This window comes from Gammaproteobacteria bacterium (assembly GCA_016712635.1).
Lineage (GTDB): Bacteria > Pseudomonadota > Gammaproteobacteria > SZUA-140 > SZUA-140 > JADJWH01.
In genome coordinates this window covers 168054-183554 of record JADJQS010000015.1, presented here as the reverse complement: position 1 = coordinate 183554, position 15501 = coordinate 168054, and the positions used below count along the sequence as shown (strand labels likewise).

Below are 15501 nucleotides of genomic sequence, written 5' to 3'. Positions count from 1 at the left end.
TTCGTGGCCGAACCCGTCCTTTACTTTCTCATCATGCAAAATGTCGCCTGAAAATAACGCGGTACCACGCCTGGTCCTGGTGGACGGCTCATCCTACCTGTATCGCGCCTATCATGCCCTGCCGCCGCTGACGAATTCGAAAGGCCAGGCGACCGGCGCCGTCTTCGGCGTCGTCAACATGCTGCGTACGCTGCTCAAGGACTACGCGCCCGACTATATCGCCGTCGTGTTCGACGCCAAGGGCAGGACCTTCCGTGATGACCTGTATGAACACTACAAGGCCAACCGCCCGCCCATGCCGGACGACCTGCGCAGCCAGATCGAGCCGCTGCATGCGGTCGTGCGCGCGCTCGGCCTGCCCTGCCTGGTGGTGGACGGCGTAGAGGCGGATGATGTCATCGGCACACTCGCCGTACAGGCGCGTACGGCGGGCATGGACGTCGTGATCTCCACCGGCGACAAGGACATCGCCCAGCTCGTCGACGAACACGTCACACTGATCAACACGATGACGCGCCAGAGTCTCGACGCCGCGGGCGTGGTGGAAAAATTCAGCGTCCCGCCCGCGCGCATCGTCGACTACCTCGCCCTCATCGGCGACACCTCGGACAACATCCCCGGCGTGCCGGGCGTCGGGCCCAAGACCGCGGTCGCCCTGCTCAAGGAACACGACTCGCTCGCCGGCATCATCGCGCACGCCGACAGCATCAAGGGCAAGACCGGCGAGCGCATCCGCGCCCATCTCGACCAGCTGCCGCTGTCACAGCGGCTGGCCACCATCAAATGCGATGTAAAGCTCGACGGCGACGTGCGCGACCTGCGCCGCGCCGCGCCGGATACGGCGGTGCTCAGCGATCTCTACCGGCACCTGGAGTTCAAACGCCTGCTGGAGGAGCTGCCCCCCGCCGACGGCGCGCTGGCGCCCGCACCCACCGCCGTCGCGGCGCCTGCATCGGATCCGCCGGCGCAGTACGACTGCGTGCTGACCGCCGAGGCATTCGCCGGATGGCTCGACAGGTTGCGGCGCGCGGAACTGATCGCCTTCGATACCGAGACCACCAGCCTCGACACGCTGGAGGCCGAAATTGTCGGCGTCTCGTTCGCCGTCAATGCGGGGGAGGCTGCCTACGTGCCGCTGGCACACGAATATCCGGACGTTCCGGTCCAGCTCGCGCGCGATGAGGTGCTCGCGCAACTGAAACCGCTGCTGGAGGATCCGCGCCGGCCCAAGGTCGGCCAGAACCTCAAATATGACCTCGCTGTGCTCGCGCGCTACGGGATCCGGTGTGCCGGGCTGCGGTTCGATACCATGCTCGAGTCCTATGTCCTGAACAGCACACTTGCGCGCCACGACATGGATTCGCTCGCCCTCGCCTACCTCGGTTACAAAACGCTGCTGTACGAAGAGGTGGCCGGCAAGGGCGCCGCCCAGATCCCCTTCGGTGCCGTCGACACCGCCCTCGCCACGCGCTATGCCGCCGAGGACGCGGACATCACGCTGCGCCTGCACCAGGCCCTGTGGCCGCAGCTCGCCTCGACCGGGCGGCTGCGGCAGGTGTTTGAAACCATCGAGATGCCGCTGGTCCCGGTGCTGGCGCGCATGGAACGCCACGGCGTGCTGATCGACGCCGGCATGCTGCACCGGCAGAGCGAGGAGCTCGGCGGGCGCATGCAGGAACTCGAACAGCAGATCTACACGCTCGCCGGCAGCGAATTCAACCTGGGGTCACCGAAACAGATCCAGGAGATCCTGTTCGACAGGATGGGCCTGCCCGTCATCGAAAAAACCCCGAAGGGCCAGCCATCAACCGCCGAATCGACGCTGCAGGAACTGGCTGTGGATTACCCGCTGCCCGGCCTGATCCTCGAACACCGCGCGCTCAGCAAGCTCAAATCGACGTATACCGACCGCCTGCCGGAACAGATCAGTCCGCACACCGGGCGCCTGCACACGTCCTATCATCAGGCGGTGGCGGCGACGGGCCGGCTCTCGTCGAGCAACCCGAACCTGCAGAACATCCCGATCCGCACCGAGTTCGGCCGCCGTATCCGCCAGGCTTTCGTCGCGCCGCCCGGCCACCGCCTGCTCGCCGCCGACTATTCGCAAATCGAGCTGCGCATCCTGGCGCATCTGTCCCAGGATGCCGGGCTGCTCGCCGCGTTCACCAAAGGGGTGGACATCCACCGCGCCACCGCTGCCGAGATCTTCGGCCTCGACCTGCATGACGTGACGACGGACCAGCGGCGCAGCGCCAAGGCGATCAACTTCGGCCTCATCTATGGCATGTCGTCCTTCGGACTGGCGCGCCAGCTTGGCATCGATCGCAACGCCGCCCAGGAGTACATGGACCTCTATTTCTCGCGCTATCCGGGCGTCAAACGCCTGATGGACGAAACGCGCCGGTCAGCCGGGGAACTGGGTTACGTGGAAACCCTGTTCGGGAGGCGGCTCTATCTGCCGGAGATCCAGTCGCGCAACCGCCAGCGGCGGGAGTATGCGGAGCGCGCCGCGATCAATGCACCGATGCAGGGCACCGCAGCCGACATCATCAAACGCGCGATGCTGAAGGTGGACGGGTGGCTCGAACAGGACGGTGGCGCAATCAAAATGATCATGCAAGTGCATGACGAACTGGTATTCGAGGTACCCACGAGTCGCGTCGACGAGGCCCTCACCCGGATATCCGCGGCCATGTCCTCCGCGGCCGAGCTCGCCGTGCCACTTGAGGTCGGCATCGGTGTAGGCCTCAACTGGGACGAGGCGCACTGAGCCTGGCTGCTGGTCTCCCGTGCGGCGCGGCATGGCGACAAATATCTGGCGCATGGGTTCGGGTGGTGGTCGCGCAGGGGCTGGTCCCGGCCTGATTATTTCTTAATCATATGCATGAACGGCCTCCTTGCCTGCTGCAAGGTCCGCGGCGAGGCATCGCCCCCTGCCGCATCAAATGCTATGCCTATGTTAGGCAAGAATTTTCATTGTTTCGTCAATGAATTCACGCGATGCGGGTAAGTTTTCCTCACGGCACGGTGAACTTTTCCGCCTCGGTCCGGTCAGATTATTTGATTAGCGTTAGTTTACGCTCCCCGCGAACCTCCCACTTGCGGGGATTCCATACCCGGTAACCCCAAGCCGGGCTTGTTCGCCCCAGGTATCCCTCCCTCTCTCATACTGGGGCTTTTTTTTGCCCAAAATTCAGCCATGCAAGTACTTTCTCCCGCGCCTCTTCGACACCAGCCTTGTCGAGCGCCGAAAACAGTTGCGCACTCAGGTGCACGTCATCCGGTGGCAGACCCCGCCGCCATGACTGCAAGGCATTGAGGCCAGCGCCGCGGCTGAGCTTGTCGGACTTGGTCAGCAGGATATGCACCGGCATGCTGCGGGGGCGGCACCAGGCGAGAATCATGAGTTCGAGATCGTCGAGGGAACGACGGCAGTCGGCCGTGAGTATGAGGCCGCGCAGCGAACGGCGCTGCTCGAGATACCCCTCGATCAGCGGCCGCCATTCCCGCCGCATCCGTTCGGGCACCTCCGCATAGCCATAACCGGGCAGATCAACCAGCCGGCGTTCGTCACCCAGATCGAAAAAATTGATCTGCTGCGTGCGCCCCGGGGTCTTGCTCGTGCGCGCCAGCGCGCGCCGGCCGACGATGGCGTTAATGCTGCTCGACTTGCCCGAGTTCGAGCGCCCGACGAAGGCCACCTCGCAACCGTCATCCGGTGGCATGGAAGTTTCGTGCTGCACCCCGGTCAGGAAGCAGGCACGCTGAAAATACGCCAGTGAATTCTTCATGGACGGCTCCGCTGGTCGGCTCTCAGCCCGCAGACCCGGGTCAACCGACAATGGCGGTTCAGCGCTTCCCCTTGCCGAACACGTAGCGGGCCAGGTTCACCTCCTCGGTGCTCACATGGCGCAGCAGGTGGTCCAGGCTGATGATCGCGTGTTCCAGAAGATTGACGGCGATATAGGGATGCTCGACGCGCAGGCGCTCGTACATCGGGCGCGACAGCTTCAGCAATTGTGTCTCGGCCCGCCCCGCGCGCATACGCAGCAGGCGCGGCTTGCGGTCGAAGAAGGACATTTCCCCCATCATCTCACCGGAGGAAACGCGCCCGACTTCTGTTTCCTGCCCGCCCTCCTCGAGCGACAGGACCGCTTCCCCGCTGACCACGAAGTAGAGCGCGTCACCCACCTCGCCGATATCCGCGATAACCTGGCTCCTCTTGTACTTGACCACCTCCGTGTACTCGAGCAGCTTCTGCACCTCCACGATGGTCAGCGATTCGCACAGGTACTGCTGGTTGAGGAACTGGGTCAGATCGATTTGTTGTTTTGCCATCGGATTCTCCTGGAATGCCCGTGACTGCCCGGCCTGATTACGCCCGGACCACAAGCGCCTGATTGTACACTATGGGGGAGAAGATCCGGCGTTTTCAGCCGCGCGCGGCCGGCGCTGGGGATTGCCGCGACATTACAGTATAATTTTCTCATCGGATGCGGGCGCCCGGGGTGGGTGCCGTCCGGATCTCGGGCTATTCATTTCAGAGGTACCCATGCGCTTATACAAAGTTCTCATTGGATCCCTGGTCCTGCTGGCCGCCGCCGTGGCTCAGGCGGCGCTGCCGCTTCGCTTTCAGGAGGGCGTTGATTACGAACTTGTGACACCCGCGCAGCCCACCGCCGACCCCGCCAAGGTCGAGGTGGTCGAGGCGTTCTGGTACGGCTGTCCGCATTGCTATCGTTTCCAGCCCTTCCTCGACCGCTGGCTGCAAACCAAGCCGGAGAACGTGGACTATGTGCGCCTCCCGGCGATCCTGAATGAAAGCTGGGTCCTTCACACCCGTGCCTATTACACCGAGGAGGCCTTGGGCGTGACGGACAAGATTCATGCCGGTCTGTTCGACGCGATCCACCGCGACAAGCGCCGCTTCGACACCGAGAAGGCGCTGATGGACTTCTTCATCTCGCACGGCGTCAGCGAGGATCAGTTCCACAGCACCTTTGATTCATTCGCGGTCGAAAGCAAGGTTCAACGTGCGCGCCAGCTGACCCAGCGCTATGGCATCGACGGCACGCCGTCAGTCATCATCAATGGTAAATACCGCACCGGACCGGGCATGACACGCTCTTACGATCGCCTGATCGATGTCATGAACTTCCTCATCGCCCAGGAAAGTCGCTCCCTGGCCAAATGACAGGCACATCCATGACCTGGCGACTTCAGTGACGACAGCAGATAATCGCGGGAAACACCGGGGGCGGTGGCCGGGCGGGCGCGCAGCACAGCGATGAAAGCCGCGGAACTCCTGGTCAAATGCCTGGAAAACGAGGGAGTCGGCTACATCTTCGGGATACCCGGCGAGGAAAACCTCGAATTGATGGATGCCCTGCGCGACTCCTCGATCCGCTTCGTTACCACACGCCACGAGCAAGGCGCGGCATTCATGGCCGACGTCTATGGGCGTCTCACCGGGCGCGCGGGCGTCTGTCTCTCGACGCTCGGCCCCGGCGCAACCAACCTGATCACAGCGGTCGCCGACGCCAACATGGATCATGCGCCACTGGTCGCGATCTCCGGTCAGGCGAGCACCAACCGCCTGCACAAGGAGTCACATCAGGTGCTGGACCTGGAGCTGATCTTCCAGCACATCACGAAATACTCTTCGCGCCTGCTCACGCCGAACATCATTCCCGAGGTGATACGCAAGGCCTTCAAGCAGGCGCAGCTCGAAAAGACCGGCGCCGCCTTCATCGAGTTTCCGGAGAACGTCGCCACGATGGAAGTCGACGCCGCGCCCCTGCCGGTGCGCCATCCGACCATGCCGGAGCCGGCCGCCGCCAGCATATTGCGCGCGGCCGAACTGATCTCGGCAGCGCACTCGCCCATGATCCTGGCCGGTAACGGCATCATCCGCGCGCGCGCCTGGCGCGAACTCGAGACCTTCGCTGAACGGCTCAACATACCGGTCGCCAACACGTTTATGGCGAAAGGCGTGATACCCTTCCGCCACCCGATGGCGCTGGGCACGGTCGGCCTGCAGGCCAAGGATTACATCAACTGCGGCTTCGACCATGCCGACGTCATCATCTGCGTCGGTTACGACCTGGTCGAATACCATCCCTATCTGTGGCATCGCACGCGCGACCGCAAACTCATTCACGTCGACTCCTCCCCGGCGGAAATTGACGCGAGTTACTGCGTCGAGACCGGCGTCGTCGGCGACCTCAAGCACAGCCTGCTGCGCCTGGCTGAGGCGGCGCGTCCGCATCAGGGTCATCGCATGCGTCCGCTGCGCCAGGCCCTGATCGAGGAGATGAACCTGCACCGGGACGATCACAGCGTGCCGCTCAAACCGCAGAAGATCATCTGGGACCTGCGCACCGCGCTCGGCCTTGAGGACATCGTGATCTGCGACGTCGGCGCGCACAAGCTGTGGATGGCGCGCATGTTCCGCTGTGAGTATCCCAATACCTGCATCATTTCCAACGGCTTCGCCAGCATGGGTATCGCCGTCCCCGGAGCCGTCGCAGCAAAGCTCGCCTTTCCCGAGCGAGCGGTGGTAGCCGTCACCGGAGACGCCGGGTTCATGATGAACTCGCAGGAAATCGAGACCGCAATGCGGATCAAGGTTCCGTTCGTAATCCTGATCTGGAACGATAACGGCTATGGGCTGATAGAATGGAAGCAGCTTCAGGCCTATGGCCGCTGCAGCAACGTCCGCTTCACCAATCCGGACTTCGTCAAGTACGCGGAGGCATTCGGTGCGCGAGGCTACCGCGTTGAAAATGCCGCAGATTTGCTCCCTATACTCCGCCGCGCCCTGGCCGATAACACTGTCAGCATCATCGATTGCCCGGTAGACTACAGCGAGAATCTCAAACTCACGGCCAAGCTGGGAGAGATGGTGTGCCCGATATGATCGAGCTGAACTACCTCCAATCCGCCGGAGCCGCGCGCCCCCTGCGAGCGCCCGACGCCACCGCCGGCGACCTCCGGCTCCGTCTCATCACCTATAACATACAGGTCGGCATCGCATCACGGCGCTTCCACCACTACCTGACCCACAGCTGGAAACACGTGCTGCCGCACGCGGAAAGCCTCAGCAACCTCGAGCGCATCGCCCAGGTCGTGCACGGCTACGACATCGTGGCTCTGCAGGAGGCAGACGCCGGAAGCTTCCGCAGCCTGTACATCAACCAGATCGAGTTTCTGGCGCGCCGCGGATCTTTCCCCCACTGGTACTCACAGACCAACCGCAACTTCGGCAAGTTTGCGCAACACAGCAACGGCCTGCTGAGCCGGCGAAAACCGCTCGGCGTCTTCGAACACAGGCTCCCCGGCTTCATCCCCGGACGCGGCCTGCTTGAGGTTCATTACGGGCGCGCCGGAGAAGTACCCTTGGTCCTGCTCCTGGTGCACCTTGCGCTGAGCAAGCGCGCGCGGCTGCGCCAGATCGCGTACATAACCCATCTGGTTAACCGATACGATCATGTGATGGTCATGGGTGACTTCAACTGCCGGGCGCAGAGCGATGAGATGGCTCTACTGCACGCACATACCGACCTGTGCAAACCTGTTGATGAATTGCTGACCTTCCCGAGCTGGCGCCCGCATCGCAACATCGATCATATCCTGGCAACTTCCGGCATCAAGATCAATGAGGCGCAGGTGCTCCCCCATACCGTATCCGATCACCTGCCCATCGCCGTCGACATCACCCTGCCGAGCCACCTCGTATTCGACGCACACGATACACAGCCGCTGAAAAGCTGAGCGCGGCGCGTTCAGTCGCCGGCAACGACACTGCACGCTAGCCCGGGAAAAAGTCGATCGGATAGGTGATGGTGGTTGCCACCGCGCTCTTCTGGCCAAACTCGAAAAGCTGCACGCGGGCGACCAGCTTGCGCTCCAGTTCGGGATCACCCAGCTCGCTCGATACCAGCTCACACTGCGTGACCAAACCGGAGGGCGCGATAGTCAACTTCAGCACCACCTTTCCTGCCAGTGCCGGATTCTGACGCAGGGCACGATTGTAAATCGCATTCAGCGTACCCTTGTTGCGATCGAAGACCATCTGGATCTCCTCGCTGGAACGCGACGGCAAGGGCCCCGATTTCCCCGTACCCGATGTGCTCCGCGCCTGGACTTCCGCCTCGACTGGCGCGGTCACCCGCGTCGTCTCGCGCCCGGCGAGCTGCGTCCCGCCGGTGTCCCGGCTCAATCGGCTCGTGTTGATGCCGCCGCTGCCGGTGGCGACCTGAGAGGTGATGATTGAACGCGTGGCATCGACGCCGGCGGATTCCGCCGCCGCCTTGCGCAAGGGCTGCTTTTCCAGCGTCTCGACCACTGTGTTGGTGCGCAGGTCCGCCAGTTCGTCGCGCAGGGCGAGCAGGCCGCTGCGCGCCGCCTTTTCGCGTGCGCTCGGCTGAGGCGGCGGAGTCGGTGCTTCAACCTTTTCCTCGCGCGGCGCGGGTTTTGGCGCCTCCGGCTCAGGGGGTTTCTCTGCCGGCTTCTCGGGTTCAGGCTTGGGTTCGGCCTTTTCGACCACCGGCGGCGGGGGCGGCGGTTTTGGCCGCTCCTGCATGATCAGCTTCGCGAAACGTGGCGGTACTTCGACCGCTGCCAGTTCTGACGGCGCCGGGACAGGCACCAGAGGGATGATCGCGCTGGCCAGCAGCACCGCCCCGAGCACCAGCAGCAGTATGCGGCGGAAACGGCCTTCCTCCTGTGGTGATACTGTCCAAGGCAGCACCGCGCTGTGATAGAACGCCATCGTGGTCATGTCATGTACCGTCTGTTTCGACCTTCTGCACCACGGCGAAGGAGACCTGCCCGTACTTGGCCTGCGTACAGGCGAGCATCACCTTCTTCAACAACCGGTAGGGAATTGTCTTTTCGCCCATGATGGTGACTTCGGGGCCGGCTTCATCCTGATCCGAGCGCAGTCGGCGCGCGGCCAGCTCCTCCAGCGATTGCTGCAGTGCAGGAATCCCGGAGTCGGGGTCCGCCAGCACGTCACCGACGTCGGCGACCTTTTCGCCGCGCACCAGGATTTCGCGTTCGGTGACCATTACGATGACATTTTCGCGCGGCCTTTCCTCGGCGATGGATTCCGGCAGCTGGATGGTCTTCGCGTTCGGCAGGACCTCGACCTCGGAGGAATTAACCAGCAGAAAAAAAACCAGGATCGTGAAGATATCCATCAGCGAAACCAGGTTCAGGGCCACCACAGCCTTGTGTCTCTTGTGGCTGCGCTCCATGCGCAACGCGCGCCGCGACATCTTCATTCCGCGTTCCTCCTAAGCGCCGTTGCCGGCTTCCCCGGGCGCGTCCCCGATGGAGATGTCGGGAAAGAGTTCCGTCTTGACCACTGATCCCGCCTCCACTCCGCGCGCGATTCGCACGGTGTCCATCACCTGTACAAGCAGGTCATAACTGATGTCCTGCTCCATCAGCAGAGTCGCAGCGGTATGTTCCGGAAACCTCGCCTTCACGCGCTGGAGCGTGGCGGAAAGAGATTTGAGATCGTGACCCGCTGCCGTATTGGCGATGAGGATCGACGAACCGCCATAGTCAGCCACCTCGATGCGGTCTCCGCGCACCGTGATCTCGAGCTGGAGCTCCTGCTCCGCGGTCTGCTCCGCGACCGCGTCCGAGGGCAGCGCGAGCTCCAGTATAGCCACGCGTGAAAACACCGCCGTGATCAGCAGAAACGGCACCAGAATCACCATCAGATTCATGAAGGCGGTGATGTTCATTTCCTCCGGCGGATGCACGTGCCGCCGGCGACGGCGGTGACCGATCATTGTGCGGGGCTCTTCGGGGCGGTGGATTCAGCGATGATGTTGATGAACTTGACCGTGGCCATCTCCAGGCTGTCGACCAGTTCAGTGGTCTTGGTCTGCAGCACCGTATGTATCAGCAACAGCGGGATGGCCGCCATCAGTCCGAATGCCGTGGTGTTCATCGCAACCGAAATACTGGCCGAGAGCATATCGGCCTTCTCGGCCGGATTGGCGGCGCCGACCGCGGTAAAGGCCTGGATCAGACCGATGATGGTGCCGAGCAGACCGAGCAGGGTTGCGATATTTGCGAAAATAGCCAGGTAGTGCGTCCGCTTCTCGAGACGAGGAATGATCTCCATCAAGCCCTCCTCCATGGCGGTCTCAATGTCGTCGCGCCGGCGCGCCGACTTCGTGCGCTCCAGTCCGTACAACAGGATCTTCCCGATGGCGGCCTTCGACTTCTGGCTGATGCCCAGGGCGCGCTGGAAATCGTGGCGCGAGAGCACGTCCATCAATTCCTTCCACTGGCGCTGATTCGCGCTGCGCATCGCCGTGAGATAGATGTAGCGTTCAATCGCAATCGCTATGCCCACGGCCAGCACCAGGACGATCGGATACATGAACAGGCCGCCCTCCTGGAAAAACGAAATGATGGTACTGATTGACTCCATGATCACTCTCCTTCATCGAAAGTCATAAACCCCGCAACTCCCCGCATCACGGGGTGTTGACGAATCTTTGATATCGCAGCAGCCGGAGGAACTCGTCACGGTTCACCGCCGTGAACGCAGCCTCGCCGGGGACGGGCAGCGGCGACGCCATGGCTCCGGGTACCGCCGCGCCCTTCCACGGCACGATATACAGCACCTTGGGCACCTCCTGATCGCCGATCACCGAGATACCGGGCAGGGCGATCCGGGCCTCCTCCTGCGCGGCGACCGTGCAGGCCCACAGGCATCCCGCCAGCAACAGCATCCGTGCGGCGCTCACGAGCCTCCCCCTTCATCCGCAGGTGCGGCAGCCGGCAGGCGCTGTTTCAAGTCGGTAATCCACAGCTTCACCTGCTTGTCCTCCCCGCCGACGATTTCCTGGTAGCGCTCATAGTGTTGCAGTGCGGCCTGCGGCAATCCGAGATAGAGGTCAAGCAAGATGGCAAGATTCAGGTGTACATCGGCAAAAAGCGGGTCCAACTTCAGCGCCTGTTCGTAGTCCGCGCGCGCCTCGGCGAAACGTCCACCCGCCCGGTGAATCAGGCCGAGGATATTATAAGTCTCTGCATTTTCTGGATTTATTTCCAGCGCTCGGCGCACAGGTGGCTCTGCCTCGGCGGTGCGGTCAAGGCGCAGATACACGATACCGAGATTCAGGTTGGGTCCGGCGAGATCGGGATAAGTTTGTGTCATCGCCTGCAGCACTGGCTCTGCTTCGGCGTAGTGCTTTTCCCGCATCAGCTCCAGCGCCTGCTCGAACTGGACATGCGCCTCGCGCGGCACCGCGGCGATACCGGGTGGCGGCGCGGTCGGCTCCTTGGAGGCATCCCGCCGCAGGCGGCCAGCAGCAGGCAGGCCAGCGCGATGAACGGGGCGCGTAGGCTATTGGAGTGCTTCAAAGAAGTCCACCTGTCTTTCATGTTTGCCGTAACGCACCGGCAGCAACTCGGCAAGCTGCTCCAGGCTGGCCTTGATCCAGCGGTCATACACCCCCTCGCTGATGCGGCGGTAATTCACCTCATGCAGCTTGATCGCCTCTTCCTCGAACGGATAGGCCTGCTCCTCGAGCAGGATGTCGTACTGTTCGCGCTCCTCGGCAGAGAGTCCCCTGGGGCGCTCGGAGTCGAGCAGGGCGCGGCTGAATTCGCGATAGATCCTGCCGATCTCGAAGGTGGCCGAGGTTGTCACCTCGGCGATGCCGTAATCACCCGCCATGCCATAGGCGTCCACTGCCTTCTGCATCGCCTCCTTCTTGGCACGCAGACTCTTCTCCAGCGGCGCCGCCAGGGCGATGCGCTGATAGGCGTCGCGCAACGGTTCTGCCAGTTCGAGCGATGCCCGCGCCGCCAGCGTATGGCTGAAATCGGAACGCGCGGCGCCCGCGCGCCGATCGGCGTCGATGATCTCGCGCAGCCAGTAGTGGTAGCGCGGCGTATTCTTCTGCGCACGCGTGGCATCGGCAAGTCGGCGCCTCGCCTCCATTGCCCGTTCGAACGAATGCGGTGACCCGGCCAGGTAGCTCTGGTACGCAAGCACGGCCTGGTCGTGCCGGCCCACCTTGGAATACAGTTCCGCTGACTGCCATAAGGCCTCGCCGGCAGCGGCCGGATCGCCGGCGTCCTGCCCGATGCGCTTGAATTCATCCGCAGCCTGCCCCAGCCGCCCGCTTTCCAGGTAGGCAACAGCGAGTTTCTGCGTCACCTCCGGCTGCCAGCGGCTGTCGGGGAAATCGCGCCGGAAGCGCTCCAACACGCCGATGGCGCCATCCCAGTCCTGCATGCCGATCATGACGGCGGCGGCATCGTATTGCGCATCGGCGACGATCGATGCCCCGGTGGCAACCTGTGAGACCCGAAGGAAATGTTGCGCCGCGGCGGCCTGATCCTCGCCCGCGCGGGCCGTTTCGCCCTGCTTGTAGATCGCGGCCGCGAGGCGCTCGGTAAGTTTGGAACGCCCCGGTGCGTCCGCGGGCGATGCCAGGTTCAAGGCCTGCAGGTAGGCCTTTTCAGCTTCGGGATACGCGGCGCGGTCGAAGTGAACATGGCCCTGGATAGTCCACGCGGTGCGCCGCTGCTCCGTGCTTGCCGGGGGAATATGTTGCAGAACGCGCGTTGCCACTGCGAGCGCACGCGACGCGTCGCCCATGGAGAACAGTTCCTCCGCGGAACGGGTCAGTGCGGAAGTGGCCTGCGGGTGGGTTGGGAAACGCTCATCGAAGCGCTGTGCGCTGTCGACCCAGCGCAGGCGCCAGGCGTTCCTGGCCTCCGCATCGTTCAACGCGGCGATCTGTCTCTCGTATGTCAGCAGTGCCGCATAACCGGCTTCGGGGGACTTGGCGTGCATCGGATAGCCGTAGGCGCTCTGCTCATAACGTTCAACCGCTTCACTGTACTCTCCTTGCTCGAACAATAGCTCAGCAAGCAGGAAACTGAGCGTCGGGGCGCGCGCGTCATCGGGGAAGAACGTCAGGTAATCGCGGTACCACTGCGCCGCCTGGCGATAATCTCCCGGCTGCCGGGTCTTCTGCGCCGCGGCGTGATAGCGCTGTGCAACGCTGAACATCTCCTCCTTGAGATGCTGTGCAACAACGGGCATGCGCGCGATGTCATGCTCGTTCCAGAACGGGCTGCGCGGCCCATAGCGCCTGATGAAATCCTGCTTCGCCTCAAGAGCCAGACTGGAAAAACCGGCCTGTTCATAAATCTCGTAGACACGGATCTGGTACAGCGGCGCCTGGGCATGGTTCGGGTTGTACTCCACGAAGGCGTGGAAGGTCTGCCCGGCGTCTGTGTAGCGCTCCTTGTCGAGGTAGAGCTGCCCCAGGCTGTTATAGACCAGATGCTCGTAGGGACTGTGTCCGCGCCGGGCGAAGTAATCGTTGACAGCGCGCACACCCTCCATCTCGGAAAAAGTCAGGCTGATGACGCGCAGGGTGTCATCCACCAGCTCCCGATCCGCGCGACTCAATGCATCGGGGGTCAGGTATTCGCCGAACTGGCTGCCGGAGGCCAGCTTCGCGTCCAGCACCGCCACGAAAGCATCCAGCGCCGGTTCCTGCCGCCGCAGCTTGAACAGGGACCAGCCGCTTTTATACAGCGCCTGCTCGTAAAACGCCGATGCCTTGCTGCCGGCGGTGATCACGTTGCGGTACGCGCGTTCGGCATCGGCGTAGGATTTCTCGACGAACAGTATTTCACCGCGGCGGAACTGGGCTTCCAGGTAGAGCGGGGACGCCGGATGTTCAACAACGAGGCGATCAAGGGCCTCCAGGGCGCGCTCGGGCTCACCGGCATTGTCATACGCTCGCGCCATCTGGTAAAGCACCCCGTCCCGGTCCGGAGAATCAGGGTACTCGCGCAGGAATTCCCGGTAGAGCCCCGCGGCTGTGGCGAATCCATTTCCATCGGTCCGCGCACGTCCGGCTTCCGGGGCCTCTTCTTCGCTTATCATCAGCTGAAGATCAGCGAGGCGCCGCATCGCCTGCATGCGCCGTGCGTCATCACCGGCAATCTCCAGGAAGGCACGGTAGGCGTCCATCGCCTGTTGCTTGTCGCTGCGCGCTGCCTCATGCACTACCACGATAGCCTGTTCCTCCAGGCTCTTGATCGTGCGGGTGTTGTCACGCGGCGGCGGCGATGCGCAGCCGGCTGCGAGCAGGCAGGCGAGGGTGACGGAATGACGGATCCGGTGCATCAATTACCCTCCGCACCTGTCGCGATCTCGTCTAGCAATCTTGCCAGGGCGTAACGCGCCTCGATCCGGTAGGTATGCAGCTCGCGCTTGTGGCGTTCAAGTTCCGTATACACCAGCGTTTGCAGGTATCGTTCATGACGGAGCAATGCCCCGGCAATGCGTTGCTGCAATCCGGTGACCCGGACGCGCAGGTCGTCGATGCGAGCGTCATACCCCTCAAACCGCTTGGGCGCCTCAACCTGCGCCACCGCCAGCAAAGAGCGTTGCGCCATTGCCTCGCCCAGATCTTCCTTGAGCGCATTGACGCCTTTGCGCGCCTCCCACAGACGAGGCACGTAACGTCCTTCGATATCCCAGTACATCATTCCTTTTAAGACACGCAGACGCATGCGCTGCGCATCCATCTGGTGTGTCTGTGGCTGCCGCGCGAGAAGGGTTTCGAGTCGCTCGATCTGCCGCATTTGGCGTTGCTCGTCCGCCGTCGCCAGGGCCATCGCGTCGTGGCCTACCGCGATCCCTTCGACGCGCGCAACATATTCCTGCACCTCCGCGTCGAGTGCGCGCCAGTCCAGGCCCTGCAGGCGGGCCTGCACCCGGGGCAGCCGCGATTCGTAGGCGTAGCGTCGCGTCTCCAGCATGTCGGTGAAGGCGGTCATGTCCTCCGTCCAGGACTGCAGTCGCTGCTGCTGGGAACGCAGATTGCGATAAGTGGTGAAGGCGTCGCGGAAACGATCGCTTGCCAGCAGAGACAGGAGATAGGGTCGAGTCTGCGCGTCTGCGATACGCGCCGGCAGGAGATCCAGGTCCGGGCCCGCCTCCTCCATCCGCCGCCAGGTCTGCAACGAGCGTGCCCTGTCCGGTCTGTGCAATCATTCCGTCCAGGCGCGCAAGCTCGCCATCATAGGAGTCGATCACAGCCCGGTATTTCTGCACCGCCTCACGGTAGGCGTGCAGCTGCCACTGCGCGAACGGGATCATCACCGAGGCCTCGTGCACTGCGGCGTCCGCGACGCCGCGCGCTTCGAGCTCGGTCCAGGACTTCAGCGCTTGGGAAACGTTGCCCAGGCCATAATCGGCCCAACCGAGGCCGAGCAGGGCACGGGTGGAAAACGGACTGTCGAGGCGTACACGTCCGAGCGTGGCCTTGGCTGCCTCCGGCTGCTGTCCACTGAGATAGGAGAAGCCGAGGGCGATATTGGCCTTGTCGCGCAGGGCGAGCAGATCCTGGTCTGCGCTCTTCATCTGTCCGAGTTCGTCTAACAGGGCGGCGCCGGCGTCCGGTTGTCCGGATTGCTGCAATGCGACGGCCTGGT

At 63.1% G+C, this 15501-nt stretch carries 15 protein-coding genes; 5 read left to right on the top strand and 10 right to left on the bottom strand.

The window, feature by feature from the left end:
• The first annotated feature begins 40 nt into the window (after positions 1–40).
• Positions 41–2770 (top strand): DNA polymerase I, encoded by a 2730-nt coding sequence (polA, locus tag IPK65_13785; protein MBK8164156.1) that lies wholly within the window; start codon positions 41–43, stop codon positions 2768–2770.
• Between the two features lie 394 nt (positions 2771–3164).
• Here the strand turns inward: polA and IPK65_13780 are convergent, their stop codons facing one another.
• Together IPK65_13780 and IPK65_13775 are read right to left on the bottom strand one after the other, a co-directional pair.
• Positions 3165–3791 carry a YihA family ribosome biogenesis GTP-binding protein gene (locus tag IPK65_13780; protein MBK8164155.1) on the bottom strand — a complete coding sequence of 209 codons (627 nt, stop codon included), beginning with the start codon at positions 3789–3791 and terminating at the stop codon, positions 3165–3167.
• A gap of 58 nt (positions 3792–3849) precedes the next feature.
• The gene (locus IPK65_13775; GenBank protein MBK8164154.1) at positions 3850–4338 is read right to left on the bottom strand and encodes a cyclic nucleotide-binding domain-containing protein; all 489 of its coding nucleotides are present in this window, start codon (positions 4336–4338) and stop codon (positions 3850–3852) included.
• Between the two features lie 214 nt (positions 4339–4552).
• Here IPK65_13775 and IPK65_13770 point away from each other — a divergent pair, with 214 nt between their 5' ends.
• From IPK65_13770 to IPK65_13760, 3 genes are all read left to right on the top strand, one after another.
• Positions 4553–5194: a thiol:disulfide interchange protein DsbA/DsbL gene (locus tag IPK65_13770; protein ID MBK8164153.1), complete on the top strand. Its 642-nt coding sequence runs from the start codon at positions 4553–4555 to the stop codon at positions 5192–5194.
• Between the two features lie 93 nt (positions 5195–5287).
• On the top strand, positions 5288–6919 hold the full coding sequence (locus IPK65_13765; protein ID MBK8164152.1) for an acetolactate synthase large subunit: 1632 nt from the start codon (positions 5288–5290) through the stop codon (positions 6917–6919).
• Positions 6916–7773: an endonuclease/exonuclease/phosphatase family protein gene (locus IPK65_13760; GenBank protein MBK8164151.1), complete on the top strand. Its 858-nt coding sequence runs from the start codon at positions 6916–6918 to the stop codon at positions 7771–7773. The genes IPK65_13765 and IPK65_13760 overlap by 4 nt, the downstream gene beginning before the upstream one ends.
• Before the next feature lie 37 nt (positions 7774–7810).
• On the opposite strand, the gene IPK65_13755 is transcribed toward IPK65_13760, so the two are convergent.
• The 8 genes from IPK65_13755 to IPK65_13720 form a co-directional block, all read right to left on the bottom strand.
• Positions 7811–8782: a TonB family protein gene (locus tag IPK65_13755; GenBank protein ID MBK8164150.1), complete on the bottom strand. Its 972-nt coding sequence runs from the start codon at positions 8780–8782 to the stop codon at positions 7811–7813.
• Position 8783: 1 nt separating this feature from the next.
• Complete coding sequence (locus IPK65_13750; GenBank protein MBK8164149.1) at positions 8784–9287, bottom strand: biopolymer transporter ExbD; 504 nt, start codon at positions 9285–9287, stop codon at positions 8784–8786.
• 12 nt (positions 9288–9299) lie between these two features.
• Positions 9300–9806 (bottom strand): biopolymer transporter ExbD, encoded by a 507-nt coding sequence (locus IPK65_13745; GenBank protein ID MBK8164148.1) that lies wholly within the window; start codon positions 9804–9806, stop codon positions 9300–9302.
• Positions 9803–10456 carry a MotA/TolQ/ExbB proton channel family protein gene (locus IPK65_13740; GenBank protein ID MBK8164147.1) on the bottom strand — a complete coding sequence of 218 codons (654 nt, stop codon included), beginning with the start codon at positions 10454–10456 and terminating at the stop codon, positions 9803–9805. Before IPK65_13740 ends, IPK65_13745 begins: the two co-directional genes overlap by 4 nt.
• A 46-nt stretch (positions 10457–10502) precedes the next feature.
• Positions 10503–10775 carry a hypothetical protein gene (locus tag IPK65_13735; protein MBK8164146.1) on the bottom strand — a complete coding sequence of 91 codons (273 nt, stop codon included), beginning with the start codon at positions 10773–10775 and terminating at the stop codon, positions 10503–10505.
• Entirely contained in the window at positions 10772–11278 is a 507-nt protein-coding gene (locus tag IPK65_13730; GenBank protein ID MBK8164145.1) for a tetratricopeptide repeat protein, read from the bottom strand. The genes IPK65_13735 and IPK65_13730 overlap by 4 nt, the downstream gene beginning before the upstream one ends.
• Before the next feature lie 99 nt (positions 11279–11377).
• On the bottom strand, positions 11378–14188 hold the full coding sequence (locus tag IPK65_13725; GenBank protein ID MBK8164144.1) for a tetratricopeptide repeat protein: 2811 nt from the start codon (positions 14186–14188) through the stop codon (positions 11378–11380).
• Complete coding sequence (locus tag IPK65_13720) at positions 14188–15030, bottom strand: hypothetical protein (protein ID MBK8164143.1); 843 nt, start codon at positions 15028–15030, stop codon at positions 14188–14190. The genes IPK65_13725 and IPK65_13720 overlap by 1 nt, the downstream gene beginning before the upstream one ends.
• Before the next feature lie 106 nt (positions 15031–15136).
• On the opposite strand from IPK65_13720, the gene IPK65_13715 reads away from it, so the two are divergent.
• A complete protein-coding gene (locus IPK65_13715; protein MBK8164142.1) occupies positions 15137–15448 on the top strand; it encodes a hypothetical protein in 312 nt (103 codons plus the stop codon).
• Positions 15449–15501 lie beyond the last annotated feature (53 nt).